This window comes from Aeribacillus sp. FSL K6-8210 (assembly GCF_037963925.1).
Taxonomy (GTDB): Bacteria; Bacillota; Bacilli; order Bacillales; family Aeribacillaceae; genus Aeribacillus; species Aeribacillus composti.
Genome location: NZ_CP150172.1, coordinates 3,717,637 through 3,744,142 on the forward strand (window position 1 = coordinate 3,717,637; position 26,506 = coordinate 3,744,142).

Annotated in this window: 24 protein-coding genes and 4 pseudogenes; 18 read left to right on the top strand and 10 right to left on the bottom strand. The window is 38.1% G+C overall.

From position 1 onward, the window contains the following. Nucleotide 1: 1 nt before the first annotated feature. On the bottom strand, nt 2-643 hold the full coding sequence (locus NSQ41_RS17935) for an aspartate/glutamate racemase family protein (protein WP_339194187.1): 642 nt from the start codon (nt 641-643) through the stop codon (nt 2-4). 334 nt (nt 644-977) lie between these two features. Next, a pseudogene (locus NSQ41_RS17940) lies at nt 978-2,171 on the bottom strand (ISL3 family transposase). A 370-nt stretch (nt 2,172-2,541) separates the two neighbouring features. Here NSQ41_RS17940 and NSQ41_RS17945 point away from each other — a divergent pair. From NSQ41_RS17945 to NSQ41_RS17965, 5 genes and pseudogenes are all read left to right on the top strand, one after another. Then, nucleotides 2,542-3,512, top strand: a pseudogene (locus NSQ41_RS17945) (WYL domain-containing protein). Nucleotides 3,513-3,713: 201 nt separating this feature from the next. Continuing rightward, on the top strand, nt 3,714-4,652 hold the full coding sequence (locus NSQ41_RS17950) for a hypothetical protein (RefSeq protein ID WP_339197883.1): 939 nt from the start codon (nt 3,714-3,716) through the stop codon (nt 4,650-4,652). Then, entirely contained in the window at nt 4,642-6,015 is a 1,374-nt protein-coding gene (locus NSQ41_RS17955; protein ID WP_094245847.1) for a hypothetical protein, read from the top strand. The genes NSQ41_RS17950 and NSQ41_RS17955 overlap by 11 nt, the downstream gene beginning before the upstream one ends. Nucleotides 6,016-6,224: 209 nt before the next feature. Continuing rightward, nucleotides 6,225-6,542: a transposase gene (locus tag NSQ41_RS17960; RefSeq protein WP_232515537.1), complete on the top strand. Its 318-nt coding sequence runs from the start codon at nt 6,225-6,227 to the stop codon at nt 6,540-6,542. Between the two features lie 877 nt (nt 6,543-7,419). Beyond that, nucleotides 7,420-7,710 (top strand): hypothetical protein, encoded by a 291-nt coding sequence (locus NSQ41_RS17965; protein ID WP_339200065.1) that lies wholly within the window; start codon nt 7,420-7,422, stop codon nt 7,708-7,710. Here NSQ41_RS17965 and NSQ41_RS17970 read toward each other — a convergent pair. Continuing rightward, nucleotides 7,704-7,847, bottom strand: a pseudogene (locus NSQ41_RS17970) (amino acid permease); the annotation flags it as partial. The gene NSQ41_RS17965 and the pseudogene NSQ41_RS17970 overlap by 7 nt on opposite strands. Nucleotides 7,848-7,968: 121 nt before the next feature. Between NSQ41_RS17970 and NSQ41_RS17975 the strand changes: the two are divergent. The 3 genes from NSQ41_RS17975 to NSQ41_RS17985 are packed head-to-tail and all read left to right on the top strand — an operon-like array spanning nt 7,969 to nt 9,856. Further along, nucleotides 7,969-8,349, top strand: coding sequence for a GntR family transcriptional regulator (locus NSQ41_RS17975; protein WP_066251550.1), 381 nt, complete (start codon nt 7,969-7,971; stop codon nt 8,347-8,349). Continuing rightward, nucleotides 8,349-9,203, top strand: coding sequence for an ABC transporter ATP-binding protein (locus NSQ41_RS17980; RefSeq protein ID WP_066251558.1), 855 nt, complete (start codon nt 8,349-8,351; stop codon nt 9,201-9,203). Before NSQ41_RS17975 ends, NSQ41_RS17980 begins: the two co-directional genes overlap by 1 nt. Nucleotides 9,204-9,205: 2 nt before the next feature. Then, nucleotides 9,206-9,856, top strand: a complete 651-nt coding sequence (locus tag NSQ41_RS17985; protein WP_339192839.1) for an ABC-2 transporter permease — start codon at nt 9,206-9,208, stop codon at nt 9,854-9,856. Between the two features lie 235 nt (nt 9,857-10,091). On the opposite strand, the pseudogene NSQ41_RS17990 reads toward NSQ41_RS17985, so the two are convergent. The 4 genes and pseudogenes from NSQ41_RS17990 to NSQ41_RS18005 all read right to left on the bottom strand — a co-directional run. Beyond that, nucleotides 10,092-10,346 (bottom strand): annotated as a pseudogene (locus tag NSQ41_RS17990) (transposase); the annotation flags it as partial. 84 nt (nt 10,347-10,430) lie between these two features. Then, nucleotides 10,431-12,041: an IS1634 family transposase gene (locus NSQ41_RS17995; RefSeq protein WP_339192846.1), complete on the bottom strand. Its 1,611-nt coding sequence runs from the start codon at nt 12,039-12,041 to the stop codon at nt 10,431-10,433. A 72-nt stretch (nt 12,042-12,113) separates the two neighbouring features. Continuing rightward, nucleotides 12,114-13,142: an ISL3 family transposase gene (locus tag NSQ41_RS18000; RefSeq protein ID WP_339210558.1), complete on the bottom strand. Its 1,029-nt coding sequence runs from the start codon at nt 13,140-13,142 to the stop codon at nt 12,114-12,116. A 137-nt stretch (nt 13,143-13,279) separates the two neighbouring features. Then, nucleotides 13,280-14,884 (bottom strand): PucR family transcriptional regulator, encoded by a 1,605-nt coding sequence (locus NSQ41_RS18005; protein ID WP_339194189.1) that lies wholly within the window; start codon nt 14,882-14,884, stop codon nt 13,280-13,282. Between the two features lie 634 nt (nt 14,885-15,518). On the opposite strand from NSQ41_RS18005, the gene NSQ41_RS18010 reads away from it, so the two are divergent. After that, nucleotides 15,519-15,716, top strand: a complete 198-nt coding sequence (locus NSQ41_RS18010) for a hypothetical protein (protein WP_339197890.1) — start codon at nt 15,519-15,521, stop codon at nt 15,714-15,716. A gap of 169 nt (nt 15,717-15,885) precedes the next feature. On the opposite strand, the gene NSQ41_RS18015 is transcribed toward NSQ41_RS18010, so the two are convergent. Continuing rightward, on the bottom strand, nt 15,886-16,086 hold the full coding sequence (locus NSQ41_RS18015) for a hypothetical protein (protein ID WP_339197893.1): 201 nt from the start codon (nt 16,084-16,086) through the stop codon (nt 15,886-15,888). 155 nt (nt 16,087-16,241) lie between these two features. On the opposite strand from NSQ41_RS18015, the gene NSQ41_RS18020 reads away from it, so the two are divergent. The 7 genes from NSQ41_RS18020 to pdxA all read left to right on the top strand — a co-directional run bounded on the left by NSQ41_RS18020 (nt 16,242) and on the right by pdxA (nt 22,771). Continuing rightward, on the top strand, nt 16,242-17,318 hold the full coding sequence (locus tag NSQ41_RS18020; RefSeq protein WP_339210561.1) for a PrpR N-terminal domain-containing protein: 1,077 nt from the start codon (nt 16,242-16,244) through the stop codon (nt 17,316-17,318). A 72-nt stretch (nt 17,319-17,390) separates the two neighbouring features. Then, nucleotides 17,391-18,395: a transposase gene (locus NSQ41_RS18025; RefSeq protein WP_339210563.1), complete on the top strand. Its 1,005-nt coding sequence runs from the start codon at nt 17,391-17,393 to the stop codon at nt 18,393-18,395. A gap of 142 nt (nt 18,396-18,537) precedes the next feature. After that, the gene (locus NSQ41_RS18030; RefSeq protein WP_339210564.1) at nt 18,538-18,975 is read left to right on the top strand and encodes a hypothetical protein; all 438 of its coding nucleotides are present in this window, start codon (nt 18,538-18,540) and stop codon (nt 18,973-18,975) included. Between the two features lie 15 nt (nt 18,976-18,990). Then, nucleotides 18,991-19,338 (top strand): helix-turn-helix domain-containing protein, encoded by a 348-nt coding sequence (locus NSQ41_RS18035; RefSeq protein ID WP_339210566.1) that lies wholly within the window; start codon nt 18,991-18,993, stop codon nt 19,336-19,338. A gap of 158 nt (nt 19,339-19,496) precedes the next feature. Beyond that, on the top strand, nt 19,497-20,459 hold the full coding sequence (locus NSQ41_RS18040) for a 2-keto-3-deoxygluconate permease (protein ID WP_339210567.1): 963 nt from the start codon (nt 19,497-19,499) through the stop codon (nt 20,457-20,459). A gap of 18 nt (nt 20,460-20,477) precedes the next feature. After that, nucleotides 20,478-21,779 carry a four-carbon acid sugar kinase family protein gene (locus NSQ41_RS18045; protein WP_339197905.1) on the top strand — a complete coding sequence of 434 codons (1,302 nt, stop codon included), beginning with the start codon at nt 20,478-20,480 and terminating at the stop codon, nt 21,777-21,779. Next, nucleotides 21,776-22,771 (top strand): 4-hydroxythreonine-4-phosphate dehydrogenase PdxA, encoded by a 996-nt coding sequence (gene pdxA, locus NSQ41_RS18050; protein ID WP_339210568.1) that lies wholly within the window; start codon nt 21,776-21,778, stop codon nt 22,769-22,771. The genes NSQ41_RS18045 and pdxA overlap by 4 nt, the downstream gene beginning before the upstream one ends. 458 nt (nt 22,772-23,229) lie before the next feature. Here pdxA and NSQ41_RS18055 read toward each other — a convergent pair whose 3' ends face one another. Then, a complete protein-coding gene (locus NSQ41_RS18055) occupies nt 23,230-24,558 on the bottom strand; it encodes an MFS transporter (RefSeq protein WP_339210569.1) in 1,329 nt (442 codons plus the stop codon). A 595-nt stretch (nt 24,559-25,153) separates the two neighbouring features. Between NSQ41_RS18055 and NSQ41_RS18060 the strand changes: the two genes are divergently transcribed. Together NSQ41_RS18060 and NSQ41_RS18065 are read left to right on the top strand one after the other, a co-directional pair. Further along, the gene (locus NSQ41_RS18060; RefSeq protein ID WP_339210570.1) at nt 25,154-25,630 is read left to right on the top strand and encodes a helix-turn-helix domain-containing protein; all 477 of its coding nucleotides are present in this window, start codon (nt 25,154-25,156) and stop codon (nt 25,628-25,630) included. An 11-nt stretch (nt 25,631-25,641) separates the two neighbouring features. Continuing rightward, nucleotides 25,642-26,157, top strand: a complete 516-nt coding sequence (locus NSQ41_RS18065; protein WP_339210571.1) for a DUF4411 family protein — start codon at nt 25,642-25,644, stop codon at nt 26,155-26,157. Nucleotides 26,158-26,267: 110 nt separating this feature from the next. Here NSQ41_RS18065 and NSQ41_RS18070 read toward each other — a convergent pair whose 3' ends face one another. Then, nucleotides 26,268-26,495, bottom strand: a complete 228-nt coding sequence (locus NSQ41_RS18070; RefSeq protein WP_094244308.1) for a hypothetical protein — start codon at nt 26,493-26,495, stop codon at nt 26,268-26,270. Nucleotides 26,496-26,506 lie beyond the last annotated feature (11 nt).

The following is a 26,506-nucleotide window of genomic DNA, read 5'->3' on the forward strand; positions in this document are numbered from 1 at the left end:
TTTATGACCCCTTTTTAATTAATTGATAACCAATCCCTTGCGCCTCCACTAAATCGATAACAGGTACGGAAATTTTTCCGTTTAAATAATCTTTAAGTCCAATAGTGGAAAAACCTGTACAAGCAAACAGGATACAATCGGCGCCAGAGTTAATGACATCCTTTACTACTTCTAATAATTCATCTTTTGCCGTGGAAGCGAATAAATCGGTTGTTTTTCTAAGAGAAGGATGATAGGAGTATGAATGGAATTTCCTTCCCAATTCCTCTTTCATTCGTGCTGGAGGTGCGTCGGTAATGCCAATGATGCCAATACGGTTTCCTACCATACTTGCAGCATGCGCCCCACAACCCCCCGCGCCTAAAACCGGCAAATCAATTTCATTTCTTGCTTCATCCAAGCCTGGATCTGCAGCACAACTAATGGTAATGGCATCAATGTTCGGTTTTTCCGCCAATTCTTTAGCTAACTCAACGATTTTGGGTATGGCTTTTTTCTCCGATTCATCATCGTATATTCCATTAGGTTGCGATGGAATACAGCGTGTGACCGATTCTATGGAAAAATATTCTTTCAATTTCTTCCCGTGTTCATTTAAAATTTTTTCATCATCAGTTGTTAAAACACGAATAATTCCTAACAATTCAACCACCTCTATCGGATTTTTCACCATTATAAATTTTTCAACTATTTCTATAAATGCAAAAAGAGTGAAATCATTTTCTTTCTGAATTATCCATATTGTGCATTGTTGATCTTTACGCAAATGATCTATTTGATAAAAAAAGAGTCTCATCACCATATTCTGTGATGTTCACACAATTCCGGCAATAAGTTAGCGAGATTGATACTCAATCTAGAGTAGCTCCTTCGTCAGCTTGCAGACCACTAAGTGGGTAGAATGGAAGAGGTCAAGCGCTTTCCTTGACGGATTCCATTCTACCAACTACAATGCGGAAAGCTGATGAAGGGCATGGTTAAGCAACCTGATTTTTATAAGTTTTACCTGTACATTCCAAAAATACACGTAGCCGAAATCTTTCAAGGTTTCTGAAGCCAAAAGCACGTCTTTTGATGTTCTTACTCTTATGGTTTGTACCTTCAATCCGGCCATTCGTAAAAGGGGTAAGAAAATATTGTAAAATTTGTGCCTTCCAATTTTCTATCGTCTTGGCAACTTGATGAAATGAAGGAAATGGGCTGCTCCATGCGAGTTGAATCTATTCTTCTAAGAGTGAATCAGCTGTATCATAGTCATTCACTTGGTATATTTTTCTAAATAGTTCTTTTAGAAAATAGGCATATGACAATTCTGAATGCTCTTTGAGCATCTCGTCTAATTGTTGTTTTTCATTAGCCGTTAACTTTTCAGAACCTTTCAAGAGTTTAAACCGTCCCTTTTTTAGTCCAGGAGTTTTCTTTCTAACTTGGTCAAGTGCATGTGTCACCTTTTGCACCACATGATATTTATCAATGACGATACAGGCCTCTGGGAATATAGATTTAACAGCTTTATGGAAGGGATCCCACATATCCATAACAACGGTATGAACGCATTTATCAGACAGAATCTTCTTGGCAAGTAAGATCTGAGTTGAACGATAACTCCGTTGATGTTCCATACCAAGCACACTCCCGGATTGGGTATCCATAAGAACTGTTTCATATCGGTGACCCTTTCGGACAGCGATCTCATCAAGGCTAAGGATTAATTCATTGTCTTCTAAAACACTTTCAAGAGTTTCTAAATGCTCCTTCTCTTTTTCTTTAGCAACGGAATAAAATATTCTCTCAACGGTTGTATAAGGTATTTTTTCCTTTCGACTCACTTCTTGGATAGTAGAGCCAATGCACATTTCGTACAGATATTCTCTGTACCGATTGGTCTGATGCTTATTAGGACGGATACATTCAAATGTTTGTGAAAATCCCTCATTACAGTTGTGACAACGGTATCTATACACTCTGACAAACAAGAAAAGGGGCTTACCTAATACGGACAAGTCACGAACCTTTCTTGTCCGCCAGTCATGGGCATGACTAGAAAAAAAACCGCAGTAAGAACAGCGTTCTTCTGTAGTATTTTTCTCAACATGTAACAAACTGCAATCTTCAAGAAACACTTGTTTAACAACTTCAAATTCTGGCAAATCTAGTGATACGGAAAACACTTTAGAACCTCCTGTTATGTTAAGTCACGCTAACATTATTGCCAGGAATTCGTGAGTGTTTTCCTTATTTTTTGGGTTAAATCACAAAATGTGGTGATGAATCTTTTTTTCTTAAAGTACAAATACTGTCCATGTCTTGATGATAATGTAATAGTGTTATCACTCAATATTACTAAATTGAGGATGAAAAAATGACTAATCAGAAACCATTCCGAAGTAAAAGTTTTTATTTAAAGGATTTTTATTCCATTATTTCTGTACCCTAATTTTATGCATTGTACCTTATTACATCTTTTTTGTGTTTAATTCCATATAGTAACATATATTTAGTTTCTAAAATTGAAATTTTTTGTCGGAATGGAGGATTTTCATGGACGAGCAACAATCAAAATCGCTTCGAATTTTGTCATTATATGAACGTCTTTGCCAAGGAGATACGATTTCGAAAAAGGAAGAAGCGGTTCGTTTTGGTGTGAATGAAAAAACAATTCAGCGTGATATTGATGAATTGCGTACATACATCGCCAATAATTTTGAAGCATCAATGGTATTAGAATATGATCGGAAGAAAAATGGCTACGTATTAAGACGAAATGAAAACATTTGGTTAACGAATGAAGAAATACTCGTTTTAGCAAAAGTATTACTGGAAAGCAGGGCATTTCAAAAAGCAGAAATGGATCAGTTATTGGATAAACTCATTTTGCAATCACAGCCTGAAAATCGACGATTTATCCAAGAAGTGATTCGCAACGAGCGCTTTCATTATGTCCCGGTGCAACATAATCAATCGCTGATAAACATGATTTGGGATTTAAGTTATGCGGTACGAACGAAGCGAGTGACAATTATCGATTATCAAAAGGAAGGAAATGATTCTCCTGTTAAAAGAAAGCTCAAGCCTGTTGGAATCGTTTTCTCTGAATATTATTTTTATTTAGTAGCGTTTCTCATAGACTACGATTTTAGTTTTCCGACAATTTATCGAATGGATCGAATTGTCGATTACTGTATTACTGATGAGCGTTTTAAAGTTGACTATAAAAATCGATTTGAAGAAGGAGAATTTCGAAAGCGAGTCCAGTTTATGTATGCAGGTGAACTAATGAAAATTACGTTCCGTTTTTGGGGACCTTCCTTACAAGCTATTTTAGATCGATTACCGACTGCAAAGATTATTGCAAAAGATGAACAATCCGTCACAATTGAAGCAGAAGTTTACGGCCGTGGCATTAAAATGTGGCTTTTAAGCCAAGCGCAATATTTAAAGTGTTAAAACCTGAAGAATTTCGGAATGAAATGAGAGAAACGATAGAAAAAATGTTGAAGAACTATAAATAAGAATAAATATACACATCGTTATTTAAAAGTAATTTTGTCGAAATTTATCGTTTTTTTGTAGATTTTATCCTAAAAAATTATAGTAAAATATACCTGCAAATTTTTAATTATCAAAAGCCTGTTTATAAATCTAAAAAACATCTGTATTTTCTACTCAATTCTTTAACTATGATTATAATTATTCGCTAGGAGGGCAACACAGTGACAAAAGAAAAAATAAAAACTCTAGAAGTGCTAGATGAAAAAACGAAAAAAGTATACACGCGCGTGTTAATAGCCTTCATAAAAGAACAGGGAGAATTACATCCAAAGCAACTTTCTGATTTATATTTATTTATGTCCCAAATTGGACTGAGTTCTGAATCACGGCATGACCTTCGTGCTTTTCTGAGCAATGATTCAAACGTATCTTTTGTTGATGTACTTCATTGTTTGATGAGTGAGATGCAAACGTTAAATAGTGAAGAACAAGAAGCAATGAAATTTTCAATTATTAAAGATTTAGCACGTTTAATAAAAGCAGCAAATTATAACCCTCGTTTGGATAACAATCTAATAATTACAGCTGAAAAGTTTTATCCTGAAAAGGCTGAAGAAATTCTAGCACTTGTTATTAAATCTATAGATAACGACGAAAAATTTCTTAAAGATGAGATTTCCATAAGTGAATTTGAAAAGAGGACTAAAGATTTAGCTTCAAAAGCCGCAGCAGTAGGGGTTCCCATTGCAGCTGTATATTTTTCTGGAAGCGTTGTTGGATTAAGTGCAGCTGGCATTACTTCAGGCTTAGCGGCGCTTGGATTTGGTGGATTGTTAGGTCTCAGTTCAATGATTACTGGAATTGGGACAGTTGTCATTTTAGGAGTCATGGCTTACAAAGGAGTTCGTTGGATACTTGGCAAGAACGAACGTGAGTTACGGAACAAACGTGAAAAGCTAATCCAAGACATATTAAAAACACATCAAAAAGCAATAAATATACTTATAGAAGATATTAATGAACTTGCAAATAAATTGGAACAATACATGAGTCAATCCAATCGGAATGAAGAACTGCTTGAAAAATTGAAACGTGAGCTTGAGATATTTAAAGCTGCACTTAATTCTTTAGAAGAAAGGAAAGAGCAATTTGAAATTTAACAAATATGAGCGTATTGTAGCATACCAGAGACTTGAACTTCTTGATTTGAGACGGTTATTTTCCGAAGTTGAAGTCGATTTGCAAGATTATTTATCTCGTGAACAACGAATTAATATAGAAGCAAATATAATTCAAGATGAATTATCTAGTATAAGACAACGCCTAGAAGCATTAGGTGTCGATTTCAATAAATTCGAAACGTCTACATCACCTAGTGTGAAAAGTATACATATCCCTGTAAAAACGTACCGAAAAATTGAATCTACGGATTTTAATAATGATTTCAATCGTTTATTACAACTGGCTGATCAACGGTTGAGTGATGCCGGCATCGATTTAAAACGAGATCCTTTATTACAAATTATCAGCCAAAATGAATTAAAACAGAGTCAAGATGATTACTTAAAAAATTTCGGAAATATCGAATGGACAAAATCTGACTACCTTATTGTTTTGATTGCTGGGCTTGTTGCAACCCTTCTTGATATTTTTTTAGTGAAAATTCCAACTGATACTAACTTTTTAGGTAATATGCAAGAAGGTTCTCCAATCACAAAGTGGATTAAGGAGAAATCTTCAGAAATTCACAAATCATTTTTTGAGGATTTGGAAAAGAAAGCGAAAGTGGTCTTTGATGCTTCAACTGACGTTTCTCTTGATCAAGAAGTTGCCGGTTTAAATCCACATTTTCATCGACTTATGAGTTTTGGGCACGATCCCATTCTTGGTTTTATTTTTGGAGTTATTGATGTTATGAAAGGAACCGGGACATTTGTAGATAAGTATGGAAATCTTATTGTTGCTAAAAATAATGGATACTCACCGGAAAGTAATTTTTTCATCGCAATCATTAAAGTATTTCTTCATTTACTTTCTGATATTTTTACAAAGGCAGGGATTCAACCGCCGTTTTTCACACTTGTTCAGCTTATTAAAGCTAAATCTCCATTTGTACTTGGTCCTTCTGGTGAAAAGGTTAGTTGGACCGATGTTGCTCGCTATATGTACAAGCATGGATATGATTTTCGTCATTTTTTAACTACGGGCATTGTACCAGCATCAGTTGATATTATTATCCGTTTATACTGGTACGCTTCAAAAATGTTTTCTGATGATCCAGAAACCCACTTTCCAAAAGCAAAGCTAGCATCTTTGTTAATGCTGGGTCACTCTATTGCTTTATCTGGAAATTTTATAAAAACAGGGTTGATTTACCATATGAATCCCCTTGCACTTAATTGGTCACAAATTCTTCGCATGGTTCCAATCGTTATTTCTTATATAAAAGAAAAAATTGAGAGAGATAAGAAGATACGTAAATCTATAGATAAGGAATGGATATTATTGTATAAGGGGATCTAGGCTATGGTTATTCAATGACAAGGAAATGTTTTAAAAATAAAAAACGAAAAAGCAATTGTAAGAAATATCCAAATAGCGAAATCGTGATAGAAAATGTCAATAATATCACCAAAAACATCTAAAGTTACATTCTCATTAGCCCCCTAATGAATTTGGACACTCGATAAGGTGTTTTTTATAATCGAAGTGACCAATGAAGGGGACTTTTGATGTACATGAAACGAAGAAAACATTCGAAGGAATTTAAGCTACAAGTAGTGAAAGAAGCATTAGAAGTTGGAAATAAAGCATTGGTAGCTAGAAGATACGAGCTTAGCCCGAATCTCGTGCAAAGATGGGTGAAGGCATACGAAGAAGGACAGCTAGGACAAGAAACAGTTACCCATTCCTCTTCAGCTGAAATCAAAAGGCTGGAGGAAGAAAATGAACAGCTCAAGAAGCTATTAGGGGAAAAAGATTTAGAAATCGCGATTTTGCGTGATTTGATAAAAAAGAAGAACCCTCACTTACTGAAAAATTGGAAGTAGCCGAGCAGTGGAGCGAGAAAGGATATCCGATTACAAAAGTATTGGAGATTCTAGAAATGAATCGCTCAACCTACTATTTTTACGGAAATGAAAGAGTTTTATAAAAATATTTTTAATCGAGTAGGAGGGAGCGATTAACTCCCGTCCTCTCACACCACCGTACGTACGGTTCCGTATACGGCGGTTCAATTAAGATAATTGACGCAAGTCTTTATAACTTCCGTGAATAGCTGTTCTCTTTATGCCAGTGGTCACTCCACCCTCCAAGAGATCTCCCACGGGATTCACCGCTTCCTCCCTCAAGTGAGGTACTACGTTTTCTGTGTTCATCATGACTCACTGAATGCCAAGGGCTATTCTCTCTTAATTGTTCGGTCCTTCTTAGTTGTTCTAGACCAACTAATACTATGACCTCTGCTGACTTCTGACTGTTCAGCTATCTATCACTAGATAGGTTACCAAGGTTACTTGGCGTGCCAGCCAGACCTCCCCGGGTAAGAGTGTAATCTTTCCTTCCATCCATCTGCTTCATTTACTCTGTATCACCTTCGGCAGAAAGGGCTTTGTTTTGTCTTGCAAACTCACCCAGTGATACCTAGCCTCATATGAAGTTCGTGTTCCGAGAGACCCAAAGTTTGCCGCTCGCTTCCTTCAGATTCCGCGTCACCACGGACACCCTTGCGTTAAGCTAACTGCTACTTCTGCCTTCGCAGCTCGGGACTTTCACCCTATAGATTACACCCATGCCGGGCGCACAAGTAGAACCACATAATGCATAATGAAGGAATATTTTCATCTAATTTCAAGATATATCGTTAATTTCTTTGTTTCATTACTAAATATATCCTCTCCTATCTTTTGATAGGGGAGCTTTGTTTTGCGTGCTTATGGTTTTAATTTCCAAGGACTTTTTATTGTTTTTCGTATCATTGAGGTATTTCCTTTAAAAATCAAACAACTATTTTTTAACACTGATATCTATCCCGCTCCTATTATTTTTACCAAAGGGAGCGGGATTTTTTGTTCTATCACTATTGTTATATTTTTGATAGGAAAGAAAAGGAGAGGGAGAAGTTTAAATCCATTCTTTGCAGAAAAGCCATCAAATCAAAAATCACTTCCTGCAGCAAGAACTACCCCTAACCCCAAAAAAGTAAAAAACGCGTAAGGTTCGCTCCGATAAAACTCACGAATAGAGAACAGAACGCGTACTGTTGCGTAAAGATAAACAAATATAACTGTTGTAATGCCGGCAATTGTTCCAACTGATATAACTCCTGCAACAAAATTTTGTCCGACTGCATGAAACGTAAATTTGTAAATACCTTGATATTTCAAAAATTTTTAATTAAAATTTAATTGTAAATATTGTATATTATGTATATGGTGTATATGTAATACATATACAGTTAAAAGAGGTTTTTCTATGAAAATAATACTTAAAAACAGTTCCGAACAACCTTTATACCAACAAATAAAAGATCAAATTAAGGGTGCCATTCTCCGTCAAGAATTAAAAGAAGGAGAAAAACTACCTTCCATTCGTTCACTAGCAAATGATTTGCATGTTAGTGTTCTTACAACGAAAAGAGTATATGAAGAGTTAGAGAAAGAAGGCTTTATTATAACTATTGTAGGAAAGGGGTCATTTGTAGCGTCTGAAAACATGGAAATGTTATTGGAATCTAAAAGGCATCTGGTGGAAAAAAAGCTCTCAGAAGTGTGGCAAATGGCTAGAACTCTTGGAATAAATAAAGAAGAACTTTACTCAATGATGGATATCATTTTTGAAGAGGATGATGAATGATGAAAGCCGTTTTAGAGGTAAATAACTTAAAAAAAGAGTTAGGTAGTTTCAGCTTAGAACAATTAACTTTTTCACTAAAGGAAGGCTGCATAACAGGATTCATCGGTGTAAATGGTTCTGGGAAAACAACAACAATTAAAACCATTCTTGGACTTTATCCCAAAGATGACGGTAGCATTAAATTTTTTGGTAAAGATATGGAAAAAAATGAATGCGAAATAAAAAATCGCATTGGTGTAGTTTTAGACGAAGGCTATTTTTATGAAGAGATGACATTGAAAGAAATGAAGAGTATTATTGCCCCAGCATATACGAATTGGGATGAATCTGTTTTCTTAAACTACATAAATCGTTTCAATTTAAAATTAAACCAGAAAATTGCCACTTTATCGAAAGGTATGCGTATGAAATTTGCTATTACTTTAGCTCTATCTCACCATGCGGATTTATTAATAATGGATGAACCAACAAGTGGGCTTGATCCATTAATTCGTAATGAGTTAATGGAAATACTTTTAGATTTCATGGAGGAAGAGGGGAAAAGTGTTTTCTTTTCTACTCATATTACGTCTGATTTAGAGAAAGTAGCTGATATGCTTATTTTAATCGACAATGGCAAAATCGTATTCAATGAAAGTAAAGACGAACTATTAGAAAGACACGCTTTGATAAAAGGGGATAATCGTTTAATAAATGAACACTCGACTAAATTATTTTTAAGATTACGTCAAACACCATTTGGATTCGAAGGAATTACCAATAAAGTAGATCAAGTATGTGAGCAAATGAAAGATATTATTATAGAAAGACCCTCCATTGAAGATGTAATGTTGGCTTATGTAAAGGAGAGATAAAATTGTTGCTTCATCTCGTTAAAAAAGATTTAATTTTAGCAAAAAAGTATCTATTGGTTATGCTTATTTTTGCAATTGTAGCACCTATATTTAACAATTCAAAATTAGGATTAAGTAACGGCAGCTTTATAAGTTTTCTTACTACTGTTTTATTTGTGGAATATATTTTGTTTAATATGATTTCGTTTCAAGAGGATAAATATAAAGGGGCAGCCCTTCTTTGTACAACTCCATATACTCGAAATGGTGTTATTAAAGCAAAATACGTATTTATTCTCGTCATTTTTATTGCGTGCTTTCTTTTATATAATCTTGCTGCAGCAATTGGTGCATCATATGGGTTAACACGGTTAAGTATTTATAGTGTAGGAGTAGCTCTTCTTATTATTTCTATTTTTTTCGGTTTATTAATTCCTGTTCAAACTAAATTTGGGTATGAAAAAACAAAATATATCTTTTTTATTACGGTCTTTTTAACTCCATTTATACTGCCAACTATTATTGAATGGTATCAATCTATTGATATTAATATCAATTTTAACTTACCAATACCTCAATCTATAAAGGATTGGATACCTTTTGCTATAGCTGTTTTAATGGGATTAATTTCAATGATTATATCAATCCGAATCTATTCAAGGAAAAACTTATAATCATTTTTTGAGGTGAATATGAATGAAAATAATCATATTTTTATTTCGTCTCATCACCATATTCTGTGATGTTCACACAATTCCGGCAATAAGTTAGCGAGATTGATACTCAATCTAGAGTAGCTCCTTCGTCAGCTTGCAGACCACTAAGTGGGTAGAATGGAAGAGGTCAAGCGCTTTCCTTGACGGATTCCATTCTACCAACTACAATGCGGAAAGCTGATGAAGGGCATGGTTAAGCAACCTGATTTTTATAAGTTTTACCTGTACATTCCAAAAATACACGTAGCCGAAATCTTTCAAGGTTTCTGAAGCCAAAAGCACGTCTTTTGATGTTCTTACTCTTATGGTTTGTACCTTCAATCCGGCCATTCGTAAAAGGGATAAGAAAATATTGTAAAATTTGTGCCTTCCAATTTTCTATCGTCTTGGCTACTTGATGAAATGAAGGAAATGGGCTGCTCCATGCGAGTTGAATCTATTCTTCTAACTCAAGTTTGACAGAGTACACTAAAGAAAAGCCCGAAAATACTGGTGTTTTGGACTTTACCCACAACACGTACCACTACACTTGTTAGTGGCACGTGTTTTTTTCTAATACTCTAGGAGGCGCTTGTGTGACAAGTGCTTCAAATGCTAGATTTGCTTGACCTTGTAATTCTGTACGAACGATTTGCTCTTCACCATTCACGCGTATTTTCGAGGCCTTCATCTGGCTTACATCATGCAAAATATCCTTTACACTTGTTTGGCATCCTATTTCTTTTAGCTTATAGGCCAAAAAGGATTCCATGACAAGCGCAAGGAAACAAACCATGATATGGCCTCGAATACGAGATTCCACTCGATGGTACATCGGGCGAAGTTCTAGATTCGACTTCAGGTTACGAAAGGCTTGTTCCACTCTCCACAATTCTTTATAGGCAAGTGCTGCCTCTTCATCCGTTAATGACGAGTTGGTCCGAATGGCGTACTTTCCGTCAAACTTTTCGTCATTGGATACCTTCTCTTCATCAATTTTGGCCGATGCTTTTTCTATCGTTAAAAACTTGGAATACGCACGGTTTTTGACGAGTCCAGATGGACCGAGTTCATCAAGCTTCGATTGAAGGTTTTCTAACACGACTTGACGACTCGCTCGATCACGTTCTTCAGCGTCCGGATTGTAACAGAGTACATACGTTTCGCCATCGATTTTCTTTGACTTCACTTTTAGATTCGGGAGAACCTTCTTATATGGCCCACGGATGGATAATAGCTCTTGGGCTTTCTTCGACTTTCGTAATTTGACACCCACAATATATTCCATGCCCAGTTCACGAATTTGATCTAAGTTGGCTTCACTAACCATTCCGCGGTCTCCCACTAGAATGACTTTCTGAATAGGATAGCGCTTCTTCAGGTCTCCAACCACCATGCCAAATGTCTTCGTATCATGCATGTTTCCAGGGAAGACTTGATGCCCAATCGGAATCCCTGTTTTGGTCATTAATAAGCCAATCACGACTTGTTTTCGATCTCCACGATGATCTTTGGAGTAACCATAGTGAGCCAGCAGTTCGTCTGCTTCCTCTCCTTCGAAATAGGTGCTTGTCGTGTCGTAAAACACGATATCTACTTCTAATGAGGTTAAATCGGTTAAATGTCCATAAAGTTGTTCCTCAATTTTTTCTTTTTGTTCACTTAAGAAGTCTAATGCACGATAGTAGTGATGGAGTTGAATGTCTGAAAGACCTTCTGCATAAATCGTGTCGATCCATTGTTTGAAGATATAATGCTTACTATTGGGATCCATGAGACGGTTTAACACCATAGCAAAAATGGCTTCGTCATACTGAGAAGCAGCCTCGGAATCATCCATGATTTTACGTAATAGCCGACCAAGCCCTAACTTTTCCCATACCTTTCGGAACAGATAAACCGGCCCAAACTCTTTTGTCCAAAGCACGGAGACAGAAGAAGAAGAGCCTTGCCCGTGAATTCGGTCAAAGTAACGCTCTGAAAATTTGGCTAATCCCTCGATTATGTTATCGACAGAGCCATTCTCTAATAAATGTTCTAACCTCCCTAGATTACAAAGCGTTTGTTGCCGAACTTTATTGTCTACACGAAATGTACGACATATTTGTAGATATTGACGAACAGAACCATTTTTATTTTTTTGCTTATTAATTCGAATATACATAGCACTAATAGTATAACATATATTACATATTATTGGATATACAAAAGTTATCCACATAACACTACATAATGATTATATTTTCGATAAAAAAAGTGGATAACTATTGGTATAATCACCTTTAGTTATCCACATGTAGTGAAATGGTGTCAAACTTGAGTCTAAGAGTGAATCAGCTGTATCATAGTCATTCACTTGGTATATTTTTCTAAATAGTTCTTTTAGAAAATAGGCATATGACAATTCTGAATGCTCTTTGAGCATCTCGTCTAATTGTTGTTTTTCATTAGCCGTTAACTTTTCAGAACCTTTCAAGAGTTTAAACCGTCCCTTTTTTAGTCCAGGAGTTTTCTTTCTAACTTGGTCAAGTGCATGTGTCACCTTTTGCACCACATGATATTTATCAATGACGATACAGGCCTCTGGGAATATAGATTTAACAGCTTTATGGAAGGGATCCCACATATCCATAACAACGGTATGAACGCATTTATCAGACAGAATCTTCTTGGCAAGTAAGATCTGAGTTGAACGATAACTCCGTTGATGTTCCATACCAAGCACACTCCCGGATTGGGTATCCATAAGAACTGTTTCATATCGGTGACCCTTTCGGACAGCGATCTCATCAAGGCTAAGGATTAATTCATTGTCTTCTAAAACACTTTCAAGAGTTTCTAAATGCTCCTTCTCTTTTTCTTTAGCAACGGAATAAAATATTCTCTCAACGGTTGTATAAGGTATTTTTTCCTTTCGACTCACTTCTTGGATAGTAGAGCCAATGCACATTTCGTACAGATATTCTCTGTACCGATTGGTCTGATGCTTATTAGGACGGATACATTCAAATGTTTGTGAAAATCCCTCATTACAGTTGTGACAACGGTATCTATACACTCTGACAAACAAGAAAAGGGGCTTACCTAATACGGACAAGTCACGAACCTTTCTTGTCCGCCAGTCATGGGCATGACTAGAAAAAAAACCGCAGTAAGAACAGCGTTCTTCTGTAGTATTTTTCTCAACATGTAACAAACTGCAATCTTCAAGAAACACTTGTTTAACAACTTCAAATTCTGGCAAATCTAGTGATACGGAAAACACTTTAGAACCTCCTGTTATGTTAAGTCACGCTAACATTATTGCCAGGAATTCGTGAGTGTTTTCCTTATTTTTTGGGTTAAATCACAAAATGTGGTGATGAATCAAAAAAGAGAGACGAACCATTTATTTCGCCTCTCTTAAGCTATTTTCATGATTTTTAAGCAAAATATTAAAATAAAACGATTTTCCGAATTGTTTAAATCTATATTTAGTAATTGTTCAATTTTTTTCAATCGATAGGTCATCGTACGCCGATGAATAAACAGAATTTCTGCCGACTTTGAAACATTGCCATTTTCCTGTAAATAAACTTCCAATGTTTTTAATAAATCATTCTTTTTATCTTCCAGCAATGGCGCCAAAAAGTTCAGTGCGTATTGTTTCGCAAACGGGTCATCAATTAAATTTAGTAAAAACTGATAAATTCCCATTTCATTATATGTGTAAACATATTCTCCCTTTTTTACATTCGAACCGACTTCGATGATTTTTGTAACAGATTGCACGACCGTATCGAGGTTGGCTCCTTTTCCAAAATAAGGACTAATCGAGACATATAATCCCCTTAAAGGATCCAATTTATTGTACGCCTCTATTTGGTTTTTCCACCGTTGGACCATTTCACTATAATTCTCTTCAATACCTGTTAGGAGCGCATAAAATTTTCTGTTTTTCATAAAGATAAACACTTGACTTTTATGAATTTGCAATTGCTCAATGAAATCCATTAACTTATTTCGAATTAAACCTTCATAGTCAATCAAAGACGGATTGGAATACGGGATGTTTAAACTGTCCGAATAAAAGTGAATAATGACATTATTCTTTTCGTTTGCCTGATCCAAATGGTCAAAACCCTTCAGAAACCCATTCATTTGTTCATAATCGTTTAGACGTTTTCTCTGATTATACAACTGTTCTTTCAATAATACATCTTTTAGCTTGTTCCCCACTTCTTCTAAATGATTTTGAAAGACAGGATCCGTGATTAAAGAATTGATACAGTGAATGTGGACAACGGCAAATACGCGGTTTTTATAAGTAAGCGGGATAATCATTTGCTTTCGATATCCTTCTATACTAAATAAAATATTTTTCGTGTGTGAAAATTTAGTTGTCCACTCCTCCAACATTTCATCATACCGCTGATAGGTTGGCAGTGAAAAAAGTGCCGTTGACTTTCTCCATCCATCGGATGTAAAGTTTTTTGCAGCATATAGAAGTCTTCCTTCGTTATCTTCTATATAAACGGATCCATTTAACATCTTTGATAGCACATCAAGCGCTTCTTGAACCGAATCGATTTCCATTGCTCCAAATTTTGACAAAGGATTTTCCGAACGACCCTGTCCAAAATACTTCTCTTTATATAAACATTCATAAAGTGGTGTTAACACGTTTATATAGGAAATGTTTTTAGGCAAAGAGATGATGGGAAAGTCATGTTGATTGGTAATGGCAATCATTTCTTCCGGAAGCGTATCAATAAATCTTCCGACTTTTATAACTAAACCAGCCGCCCCAATCGATATCAAATCCTTTACAACTTGAATTTGTTTATCCGGATCGTCTTTTATTGAATAAAAGGTTGTTAATACTAACATACCGGGAGTTGCCCAATTCAATACTTCCGGTACTTCCATGACTTCAACGGTTTCTATTTTCCGGAAAATCCCCTTTTCACCAGCAACGATCTTTCCTGAAGCTAATTCGCCAATTTTTAATGCATCTTTTACTTTCATCCCTTCATCGCCTCGAAAAAAATTTGAAAAGGAAATATTTTTTGAACATTATATCACCAATTGAAAAAGATAGTAATACAAAATTGTTGAGAGTAATGGAAATAGTTCGTATTTTCGTAAAAATTTTTCAGTTAATGAGGTTGATTGTTCGTTTTATAGATTTGGAAATATAGGGCATATCTATAGGTCAACCCGTTATTCTCCTAAAAAAAACCAATTACTCTATTCAAGTTTCTAAAGATTGACATTAACCGAAATTGAATGGTTTACGACAAAAAACCGAAAGAACGAAACCTGAAAGAGACAAACAAATGCCCGGACGTATATGCAAAACAGCCGCAACGGTTTGGGAATATTATCAACAAAAGAACATAATAGGTGAAAACATCTAAAAAATGCGGCGATGTCGTTTCAAGATGAAGTCCAAGAATTTGTGTAAAAAGAAGCGGACACAAAGCGGTTCTATTTCCGGAGATATAAGTTTGTTGAACTAGGAGTCGGCTTTTACACAAACATTAGGATTTAACCTCATTTCAATATGCGCCTGATAGCCGACAATCCTTAATCAAACGTTTAATTAAGAAAAAGCGGGCGAAAAAACTGCTTCCTGTTTTTTGTTGGGGGCTAGCCAGTCATGAAAACATATGAAATGCCGAATACACTGCAGCGGCAAAAAGTCTATGTCGGAACGAAAGAATACTATGCGAAAACAGTGACAAATCAATCGTATGGAATTTCATATGAGCGCTCCAAAGGAAATGTTCCTCATCTTAACGCAAATGAAATACCGTATGAAAGCGGCCTGTTTAATGAGAATATAAAGGGTTGTTGAGGATCGTAACCATAGTGAGAGGATGTTCGGAATACGCTTGTTCCAAGGAGAGCAAAGGAAAACAGCCTTGCCAATAATACAATACCCGATCTTGCAAATCATGCTTGTGAACTATTTGAATTTCTACGTTCATCCGCTCTTACGTTTCTTTCACAAATTCCGTATTTTCTTATTGAACATCAACAATGCGGCCGCGTCCCGCACCTATGAAATAACAATTCATAAAAGTGATGGCAATCCGCTTTCGGCTTGGATGGCCGAACAGCTGTTTAAACATGAGATCCATTTCCAAATCGAGGTATTCTTTCATGACGGGGTTGATCGCTGCCAGCCGTACAAAAGCTACAGTCCACCACCGTCCGCTTTTCAAAAGTAATGATCCGCATTTACAAAAATAGAACCATCACTCCGGATGGGGACAAGCAGAGGAACAATTCTAAAATAACATAAGGAAACTTACCACAAAGCGAAAGTAAGTTATAATGAATGGTAGCAGAAAGAAATGAGATGGGTGGATTGATAAACATGAAAATCAAAACATTATTGATTGCTCCCTACCCTGGTTTAAAAGAATTAGCCTTAACCCTTGCCAAAGAACAACAATTGCTGGACATGACCGTTGTACAAGGAGATTTACGTGAGGCGATTCCTATTGCGAAACAATATGAAAAAGAAGGCTATGATCTCATTATCAGCCGCGGCGGCACCGCGCAGCTGCTGCGCCAGCATGCATCACTGCCAGTCATTGAAATAAAAGTCTCCGGCTATGACATATTGCGTATATTGACATTGGTCAAAGACTATAACGCACATCTTCGCATTATTGGATTCCCCAACATATGCCAAGGTTTTATTTCTGTCTCCAATCTTTTAGGCGTCCAAATTCCTTATACCATTATCCATGATCAAGAAGAGGTAGAGGAGGCCGTCCAACAAGCGAAGGCCGGCGGCGCCCAAGCGATCATCGGAGACACGATCACGTGCAAGACAGCGGAAGCGCACGGGCTTCAGAGCATACTGATTACTTCAGGCAGAGAGTCCGTGATCGAAGCGTTTGAACAAGCAAAACAAACTTATCAAATTATTGAAAACACCGCCAAACAAACAAAAATATATCAACAACTGCTGCAAAAAACAAAAGAACCTATTGTTGTTTATGACGAAAATGGCACGATACAATTCGCTAATTCCTCTTTTCAAAAGATATTGCGATTTATCAAAAAGGATTCGGATGAATCTTCTATTTATGCGTATTTTCCGTTTCTCCACAATGCGTGTGCGCAATTATGCAAAAAAATTGAACCGATCGAAATATTGTACACTTTCGCAACCGACGATGAACTGATGCAGTTTCGGCAAGGATACCTTAAAACGGATAATGCCGAAAACCAGTATTACCTGCGGTTTTCGGACGAAGAGAAGGAAGACCGGCAAGAATACGGCCTATCCGTTGCTGCCATTCAGCCAATCATGACTTCCTTTTCACAGATTCCCGGGAACAGCCAACTGATGCAAGCAGTTATTAAGCAAGGAAAAAAGGCTGCGGCGCATAATAAGCCAGTAGCATTATACGGAGAAAAAGGAACCGGAAAAAAAACTTAGACGGAATAAATAACATCAACATTAAATTTAGGTTATAATAGACCTGAATTTTATTTAAGTTGGTGATTATTTATGCGTACCAAAAATAGATTAAATCCAATCGAATCAAAATACTTTAGACCCGAGATAACTAGTTGTCCAGAATGTGGTAATAAATTAGTATACTGTCACCCTGTTTGGAGAAAAACAATTTCTACCCTAAAAGGTGAATTTAAAATCATAAATCTAGGATACCGATGTGAGAATAACTCCTGTTCTAATGACACCGTATATCGTTCAGCTGAAGCCGAACAATTAAGTATGAAGCACATTACTTATGGAATGGATGTCATCGCCTATATCGGATATTTACGGTTTAAAGAACATAAGACTCGATCTGAGATAGCTACTATCTTATCGGAAAAAGAAGTGAAAATTTCTGAGAGGCAAGTACAGAAACTTTATGAAAGATATGCGTTATTACTGCGGGCAAGCGTTAAAGAAAATATGAAAGAGACATTAGAAAATATTGTGAAAGAACATGGAGGACTTGTCTTATCTATTGATGGTGTCCAACCCGAAAAAGGTAACGAAACATTGTATGTCATCCGTGAAGTTCTTAGTGGTACTATTTTAGCTACACATAATTTAAAAAGCAGTGCTTCTCAAGAACTGATAGGTATTATTCAACCCATTTTAGACTGGGGTTATCCAATCCAAGGTTTTATCAGTGATGGGCAACAATCCATTCGTTTAGCAATTGAACAAATAGCTCCAGATATTCCGTATCAATATTGTCAGTTTCATTACTTTAAAGACATAGCCAAACCATTAGTTGAAAAAGATAGAAAACTAAAAACGAATATCAAAAAGAAGCTAAGGGGAATAAGGGAAGTTGAAAGAAAAATTGAAAATTCTCCATCTAAAAACATAGAAGAAGAGGTAGCAAGTGACTATATTGCGGCTATTCGATCCGTTCTTCTAGAAGATGGTAAGCCACCATTCGAATTACCAGGCACTTGTGTTTTTGAACGAACGAATGCGATTAAAGATTCGATTGAAAAATGCCTGGATAAAAAAGGGGACTCCTCTACTTGAAAAGTTGTTCAGAATAGTCAGAAATGTGGATAACTATAAGGAAGATTATCAACTCGTAAAACGTTGGGATACACGATTTCAAAGGATTGCCACCATTATGGAACCTTCTGAGAATAAAACAAGTTTTTGGGTCGAAAACAGATTGAAGCAATATTTAAACCAAATGGAAAAAGAGCTCAATCGGAAAGAAGATCAACCGTTTGTAGAGAACCTATTAAAGTATAGTAAAGGATTTTGGAAAGGACTTTTCACCTTTTATGATTATCCACTTATACCGAGAACGAATAATGATTTAGAACTCTTTTTTAGAAGAATAAAGCAAAAACACCGAAGAATCACAGGTAGTCGGACTTGGAATCGATATATTATCCGACACGGTGAAAACATTGTATTTGTAGAAAATGTCTCTAATGAACAGGAAGGGCTACAAATGATAAAAAATGTTAATTATTCAGCATATAAAACTGAAGCGAATAAATGGGAACAACGTATTGGCGAGCATATAAAACAAAGAAGATTCAAAAAAGAACCAAATGAATATTTAAACACTATTGAAGAGAAATGGAAAAGGCACAACTAATTTATTGTGTTGGTTGTGCCGTCTAAGAAAAAAAAGCAAATTGTAGGTGTGCAGGAAGAAGCGCTAAAGTGGCTGTACAGCCGTACTTGGAAAAATAATTTACAAGAATTAAGCAGTGTGATGGAACAAGCCGTTCAGTTTGCGAATCATGAGTATATAAGGAAAGAAGATTTCAACGACATTTTGAAAAACACGGATGATCACACTCAACTGGGCTGCTCCGTGATTGATCTCAATAAACCGCTCGCCGAAATTGAAAAAGACATTATCTGGAAAGTATTACAAGAAGAAGAGATGAATCAAACAAGAGCAGCCAAAAGATTAGGGATTAATCGGAGTACGTTATGGAGGAAACTGAAATAACGTTGCATTATGCAACATTATTTCAGTTTTTTTATTATAAATCAAAAAATTGTTGATAAATTAAACATAAATAAAATATAGATGTAAGCGATTTCTGTATGCGTTTTTTTATAAAACTGTTTCATTTTTAAACATAATTGTGAGGGAGAGATGAAAAAATGAAAATCAAAGCAACGTTGGATCGCATTCCAGGGGGAATGATGATCGTTCCACTCATCGTGGGAGCCATCATCAACACATTGTTTCCGAACGCAGCGAAAACTTTCGGTTCGTTCACAGGCGCGCTGCTGACAGGAGCGTTGCCAATCCTAGTTGTTTTCTATGTGTGCATGGGGGCGACGATTGATTTTAAAGCCACTCCGTACATCCTTAAAAAAGGAGGCGTGCTGCTCCTCAGCAAAGTAGGCATCGCAGCAGTGATCGGGATCATTGCCGCCCAATTCCTCGGCGAAGGCATGATTAGCGGAGGGATGTTTGCAGGGTTGTCAGTGTTAGCCATCGTAGCAGCCATGAACGACACAAACGGCGGGTTGTACATGGCGTTGATGGGCCAGTTTGGCAAGAAAGAGGACGTCGCTGCTTATTCGATCATGAGTTTGGAATCAGGTCCGTTCCTGACGATGGTAACACTCGGAGTAGCAGGACTTTCCGCTTTCCCTTGGCAAACATTGGTAGGTGCGATCTTACCCTTGGTCATCGGGATGATCCTTGGCAATTTGGATCAAGAGCTGCGCGAATTTCTCGGGCGTGCCGTTCCAGTGTTAGTTCCATTTTTTGCGTTCGCACTGGGGGCTGGTCTGAACTTGCTGAACGTGTGGAAAGCGGGAATTGCAGGAATTTTGCTGGGGATCGCAGTTGTACTCATTACGGGTACGGTGCTTTGGGTCGTTGACCGATTGACAGGAGGCAATGGCATAGCAGGGCTTGCGGCCGCTTCAACAGCAGGCAATGCAGCGGGTGTCCCTGCGGCAGTTGCGGCAGCCAACTCTTCGTATGCTCCGGTAGCTCCCGCAGCCACTGCATTGGTCGCTTCCTGTGTCATCGTCACCGACATCTTGGTTCCAATCGTCACCGCTTGGTGGGCAAAACGGATCGGGGCAGACAACAAAGCAACGGTTTGATGGACGGAGGGAGACAGGATGAACAAACTAGCCATTATTGCCGATGACTTGACAGGCGCTTCCGATTCCGGAGTGCAATTCGCCAGGAAGGGGCTTGCCACGCAGGTCTTGTTTGATCTAACCGGGCTGTCCAGTGTGAGGGATATAGAGGCAATCGTAGTCGACACCGATAGCCGATCGCTTCCCGCGCTTGACGCATACCGGCGTGTACAGAATGCAGCGAAATTATTACAGGAGATGGGATTTCGCCACCTGTACAAAAAAATCGATTCCACCCTTAGAGGAAATATCGGAGCGGAAATCGATGCCATTTACGATACAATAAAACCGACATTTATGATAATTGCACCGGGTTACCCTCAAAACGGGAGAACCATTTATAAAGGGCATCATTTTTTACACGATACATTGCTGCATGAGACAGAATTATCACGAGATCCGAAATGCCCGATAAAAGAATCATATGTTCCCAGTTTAATAGCAAAGCAGACGAAGCGCCCTATAGGGCTGATTGACTACCAAACCCTTCGTCTCGGATTTGACAAAGTCAAAGAACAGCTTGATCGTTATCGGGCAATAGGTATTCCTTACATCATCTTTGATTCCTTAAGCGAGGAAGATTTGCAGGACATCGTCCGATACGTGTGCCGGATCAATGAAAAAGTCGTATGGGTCGGATCGGCAGGTCTAGCCAATTATCTTCCCGAAGCTTATCACCTGCAAAAAACAAACAAAGCGGACATGATCGAGCCAATCGAACGGCCCATTCTGCTCGTCGTAGGCAGTGTAAGCCAAGTTTCCCGCAAACAGCTCGATCGCGCCCTTTCTTTACAAAACGTGAAAGGAATACCGGTAGATTCGATAAAACTCGCAAGCAATGACCAGTACCGTTATGAGGAGATGGAAAAGGCCTTTCACCAAGCGGAACAATGGGCTAAACAAGGTTATCATGTCGCTCTCTATTCTTCCGCTTCGCCAAATGAAATCAAACAGGTGCAGGAAATAGGCAAATCGAAAGGATTGAGCGCAATCAAAATAAGCAATTTCATCTCCCAAAGCCTAGGAGAAGCCGCCGCTAGGTTAATTCAGAAAGGATATTTTGGCGCCATGATCTTAACGGGCGGCGATACGGCAAAACATGTTTGCGATAAAATCGGGGCTAAGGGTTTTGAATTGCTGGATGAAGTGGAAACAGGAGTGCCAATAGCGAAATTAATTCATGACTCAGGAATGTACGTAGTAACAAAGGCGGGCGCCTTTGGTTCGGAAAATACATTTATTCAAGCCATTCACCAATTAAAAGGAGTAGATGCCAAATGAAACCTGTCATCGGAATCACGATGGGAGACGCTGCCGGTGTAGGGCCGGAGATTATCGTAAAAGCTTTGCAAAACCGATCCATTTATGAACAATGCAATCCTTTAGTGATAGGAGATGCAAAAATATTAGAACGGGCAGTTCAAATTACCAATTCCAAACTGGCCATTCACCCTATTTCATCGGTAAAGGAAGCAGCTTGCCAATACGGCACAATTGATTGCATCGATTTAAATTTGCTTCCCGCCGATTTGCCTTTTGGCCGGGTATCAGCAGCTGCAGGCGATGCCGCATTCCAATTTTTAAAACGCGCCATCGAATTAGCGAAAAACGGGGATATTCAAGCCATTTGCACAGCTCCTTTAAATAAAGAAGCCCTGCACAAAGGCGGACATCAATACTCGGGACATACCGAAATTTTGGCCGATTTAACGGGCACTCAAGATTATGCAATGATGTTGTCCTCTCCAAAACTTAAAGTCATTCATATCACCACCCATGTCGGGTTAATTAAAGCGATTGAAATGATTAATCCCGATCGGACCTACAAAGTTATTAAGCTGGCTCACGAAACGTTAACAAGAGCGGGAAAAGAAAACCCAAGCATCGCCGTGTGCGGCATTAATCCACACGCTGGAGAAAACGGTCTGTTTGGCAATGGAGAGGAAGAGGAAAAACTCATTCCCGGCATCCGAAAAGCACAAGAGGAAGGAATCAATGCAACCGGACCATATCCGGCAGATACATTATTTTACCGTGCGGTGCGCGGAGATTTTGATATTGTTGTCGCTTGCTACCATGACCAAGGGCACGCCCCTATTAAAGTGCTGGGGCTGGAAGCCGGAGTAAACATCACCGTCGGCCTCAAAGGCGGTATCATCCGCACATCTGTCGACCATGGAACAGCCTTTGATATCGCAGGAAAAAATCTGGCGGACGAACGCAGCATGCTCGAAGCCATTCGCGCCGCTGTCGAACTGGCTCCGAAAGTTTAAACACCAACCTTTTTACTTTATTTATCTGTTTTTGGCAATTAAAAAATGTATGAATGACAAAATACGAATATTCCATTCCCTGTATAAAATTTTAGGTCTATATCGCTTGACACGGAGCTTCTGCGGACATGTTTCCTAGCGAAAGGAGCGAGCGCCAATCCTTGCTTCGCAAGGCATCAAGCCTAACATGTCCGCCACTCCATGTAAAATTTCTATTCGGATCATTTATGCTAAATAAGCAGTATGCTCGGATATGGTTGTTCATCTACTTGACCTTAATTTTTTGTCCGGTTAAGTCAATTCATTTTAGAACCAATTTTAAAAATAAGTTCTTCATAAATTTTTAGCGATGAGGCAAACAAGCAAGACGAACAAGAGCGCCCAGATGGCGGCTGGTAAGCTATTTCTGTTTCCATGATTTCAATGACGGAATAGCTTTCGCCCCCATAAAACCTCCGTCAGCTTTTCGGCGCGGCAGGCGCCTGTGGCTTTACCTTCAGCAAAAAGAAAATGCCAAGGAGCACCATCAGCAAAAGCGATCCCATCGCCAACCGATTGGCAATGTTTCCGTATGAATGAAAAAGGAGGGTAATGCTTCCATAAATCGCTGGACCAATGATGGCTGACACTTTTCCAGAAAAAGCGAACAGTCCGAAAAATTGCCCTTGCTTATCTGGCGGGGAAAGTTCGACTATATATGTTCTCGAAGTGACCCACATCGCTCCTAAACTGACGCCGAACAAACTCCCAGCAATCCAAAAAGAAAGCTTGGAAAAAGCAAGCACCCCTATCGCCAGTGCGATGCACATCACGATGCCGACATACAAAACCGCTTTTTTTGCTCCCTTGTTTCTCGTAATATAGCCAAAAAGAAAGGAACCGATAATACTTGAAACTGTGGAGACTAAATATAAAAGGATGAACTCCCCTGCCGTAAACCCGGCAATGACTTTAGCATAAACGGACATGATGGCGATCGTCGTCGCCACCGCATCATTCAAAAAGAAATAAGCAATCATGAATGTAAAAATGTTTTGATACTTTTTCATTTCTTTCAATGTTGCATAAATATCCCGATAGCCTGCAAAAAATCCGGCCTTTCGCTTTAAGGCATCGGCTTTTTCGGCTTCTTCTTTGACAAAGAAAAACAGCGGGAAAGAAAAGAGGAGAAACAAAAGGGCGCTTGGAATAAAAGCCCGATAGTAATCCATTTCTCCAACAAACGGATACACAGCTAGCCCGACAAGCGTTCCGACATATCCGACAGCAACGCCAAAACCGGAGATAAGCGGTATTTCCTGTTTATTCCCCAAACTGGAAATCATGGAATCGTAAAAAACAAGGCTCGAATGGTAAAAAAACTTTGCTGCGACAAATAAAAGCACGATTATGACAAAAGACGCCGGCAATCCAAACATGGCATTCCCAAGATTCGAATATCCGGCAACACCCATAAGCAAAGTTGCCGTAACCGAAAGAGTCGTAAAAATCCCAAGCCATTTCTTTCTTCTCCCGGTCCGGTCAATCCATGTGCCGTATAAAGGTGAAAATATCACTAAAAAGAAAGAGGCTAACGCATTCGCATACGAAATAAATGTACTGGCGATCTGGTTCAAGCTCTCGCTTTTTCCCACCGTTTCCGAAACATAAAGCGGGAAAAAAATCGTGTTCACATTCGAGGAAAAAATCGTATTCGCAAAATCATACAACGCCCACGATAAAATCGGCAACGAAACATACAGTTTCCAGCCCGGCTTTTCATACGCATGCGAGGCAATCTTCTCCACTGCACCCTCCCCCATTCTGTCGGTGATAAAACGGCCGCAAACCGTTTATTCCATATATAGATTACTTTGTATATTTAATGATTTTATTTCATGGATGTAAATTTTTCCGAAAGAATACCTCGTCGGCTTCCAAAAAACGATGTTTTTCATAGTTATCAGAATATAATCAATATTTTAACAAATAAATGTGCATTTGTGTATCATCATCGTTTCCTGCCGATGAATGGGGAGAAAATTACTGTAATCACGTTGACATAAAGTCATCAAACAAAACATTACTTGATCTTGGCTCTTCATTTTAAGTGGTGACAGGCACCGAGCCTAATGCCCGATGGACGTGATCAAAACCACGCACCGTTGGCAAGATAGTATTTCAAGACATTCGAGCGTGGCAAGTCAATCGTCTGTTCTTCTCCGGTCACTAAGATGATGCGTCTGTTTATTAACTTCGGATCGCAATGCACAGGCACTCACCCCAATCATTCCAGAGAATACTTTTCCTTAATAAGGAAACAAATATTAATAAAAGTTTCCTTTGTTTCTTTTTTTTCTTTAGTTTCTTTAATCATTCTGATACAATGGAGGTGAGGAAGGGGTGAATAAAAAAATGACTACTCTTTTTCGAACAGCAGGAAATTCAAATGTTGATGATGAGTATGAAAAAACGTCAACACTAAGTGAAAATGCCAGACGTTACTTGGAGCTGGTAAGACTTTCACTTGAACTGGAAAAACAAAAAGAGAAGATGTATCTAGTACTAAACGAACAAGAAAAAGAAGAAGTTCAGAACGTTCTGAGCCAAATAATGGAACCAACCATTCCAGAATATCTAACCGTTCGCGATGTCGCACTTCTTCTCGACGTCACACCACAAATGGTTCGCCGATACTGCGCAGAAGGAAAAATTGATGCGTACCAGCGCCTTGAAGGCAGTGGAAAATGGATCATTCCAGCCGCACAGTTTCTCCATCATCCAAACTGGTCAGCATTTCTCCGGAAGAGACAAAAGGTGAAAAATCAATCCATCAACATAGTGGAAAAGATGTTGGAATATTTCGAGGAAGAGGAGTAAGAAAGAAAAATATGGGGAACATAACAGAAACAAAAGTGTATATGTTAGACACGAACGTGTTTCGGTATAAGTCTAACCCACGTACCCATAAAAGCTACAAAAAAGCAGCAAAACGTTTTTGGAGGGACGTTTTACAGGAAATTCGCAATGGAGAATCAGTCCTTTATATTCCTAAAGAAGTAATTCGGGAGTTAGAGGTGCAATCCTATACGCTCAACCAAAAAGAAAATCAACGCATAGCACAACTACTAGAATTGATAGAAGAAACAGTTCCTGATCTCACAACACCAGAGATGGAACATCAAATAAGAAAAATGGCAGCCTACGTTCGTTCTGGGTACAAAAGCGATATCAATGCAGCTAGAGATATGGAATATGGCAGCATATCTGACGCTCAAATACTATTGCCCGCTTGGCAATACGATGGCATTCTCGTTACGGCAAATATTAAAGATTTCACGTTGCATTCTCTTTTGTTTCTTCAGAACGAAAGGAGCTCTTTGATCCTTTATCAGGAACTTATGTAACAATTGCCCTAACTGTATACTAAAACATACATCACGATCCAGTTTTTGTCGGTTGCTGCAAGATTTACATAACATGTTAGAACGATGAACCTCCCCGCTTACTTTTTCATTTATACTTTGGATACAAACAGTCCCGCACACCAGCCAACAAATTGTTTCGCAGTTTTATGAAGAGAAACCCGCAGTGTCGGATACAACGAAGCAGGAATACGAAAATATAAAAACAGCAATGATGGAAAGGCAACTGATACGTCATTTACTAAAAAAGAAAAACGAATAGTTTGACAAACAGCACCGATACAGGAAACCGTTCCATTAGCAAATACTTGTCTTACCATCCTTTCTCAGA

Excerpts from the sequence above, each read along its gene's own strand:
- NSQ41_RS18020 (WP_339210561.1), top strand. The coding sequence starts at position 16,242 with ATGAAAATCAAAACATTATTGATTGCTCCCTACCCTGGTTTAAAAGAA.
- NSQ41_RS18065 (WP_339210571.1), top strand. The coding sequence starts at position 25,642 with ATGGGGAACATAACAGAAACAAAAGTGTATATGTTAGACACGAACGTG.
- pdxA (WP_339210568.1), top strand. The coding sequence starts at position 21,776 with ATGAAACCTGTCATCGGAATCACGATGGGAGACGCTGCCGGTGTAGGG.
- NSQ41_RS18010 (WP_339197890.1), top strand. The coding sequence starts at position 15,519 with ATGAAAACATATGAAATGCCGAATACACTGCAGCGGCAAAAAGTCTAT.
- NSQ41_RS17960 (WP_232515537.1), top strand. The coding sequence starts at position 6,225 with ATGTACATGAAACGAAGAAAACATTCGAAGGAATTTAAGCTACAAGTA.
- NSQ41_RS18070 (WP_094244308.1), bottom strand. The coding sequence starts at position 26,495 with ATGGTAAGACAAGTATTTGCTAATGGAACGGTTTCCTGTATCGGTGCT.
- NSQ41_RS18045 (WP_339197905.1), top strand. The coding sequence starts at position 20,478 with ATGAACAAACTAGCCATTATTGCCGATGACTTGACAGGCGCTTCCGAT.
- NSQ41_RS17975 (WP_066251550.1), top strand. The coding sequence starts at position 7,969 with ATGAAAATAATACTTAAAAACAGTTCCGAACAACCTTTATACCAACAA.
- NSQ41_RS17980 (WP_066251558.1), top strand. The coding sequence starts at position 8,349 with ATGAAAGCCGTTTTAGAGGTAAATAACTTAAAAAAAGAGTTAGGTAGT.
- NSQ41_RS17995 (WP_339192846.1), bottom strand. The coding sequence starts at position 12,041 with ATGTATATTCGAATTAATAAGCAAAAAAATAAAAATGGTTCTGTTCGT.
- NSQ41_RS18005 (WP_339194189.1), bottom strand. The coding sequence starts at position 14,884 with ATGAAAGTAAAAGATGCATTAAAAATTGGCGAATTAGCTTCAGGAAAG.
- NSQ41_RS18025 (WP_339210563.1), top strand. The coding sequence starts at position 17,391 with ATGCGTACCAAAAATAGATTAAATCCAATCGAATCAAAATACTTTAGA.
- NSQ41_RS18040 (WP_339210567.1), top strand. The coding sequence starts at position 19,497 with ATGAAAATCAAAGCAACGTTGGATCGCATTCCAGGGGGAATGATGATC.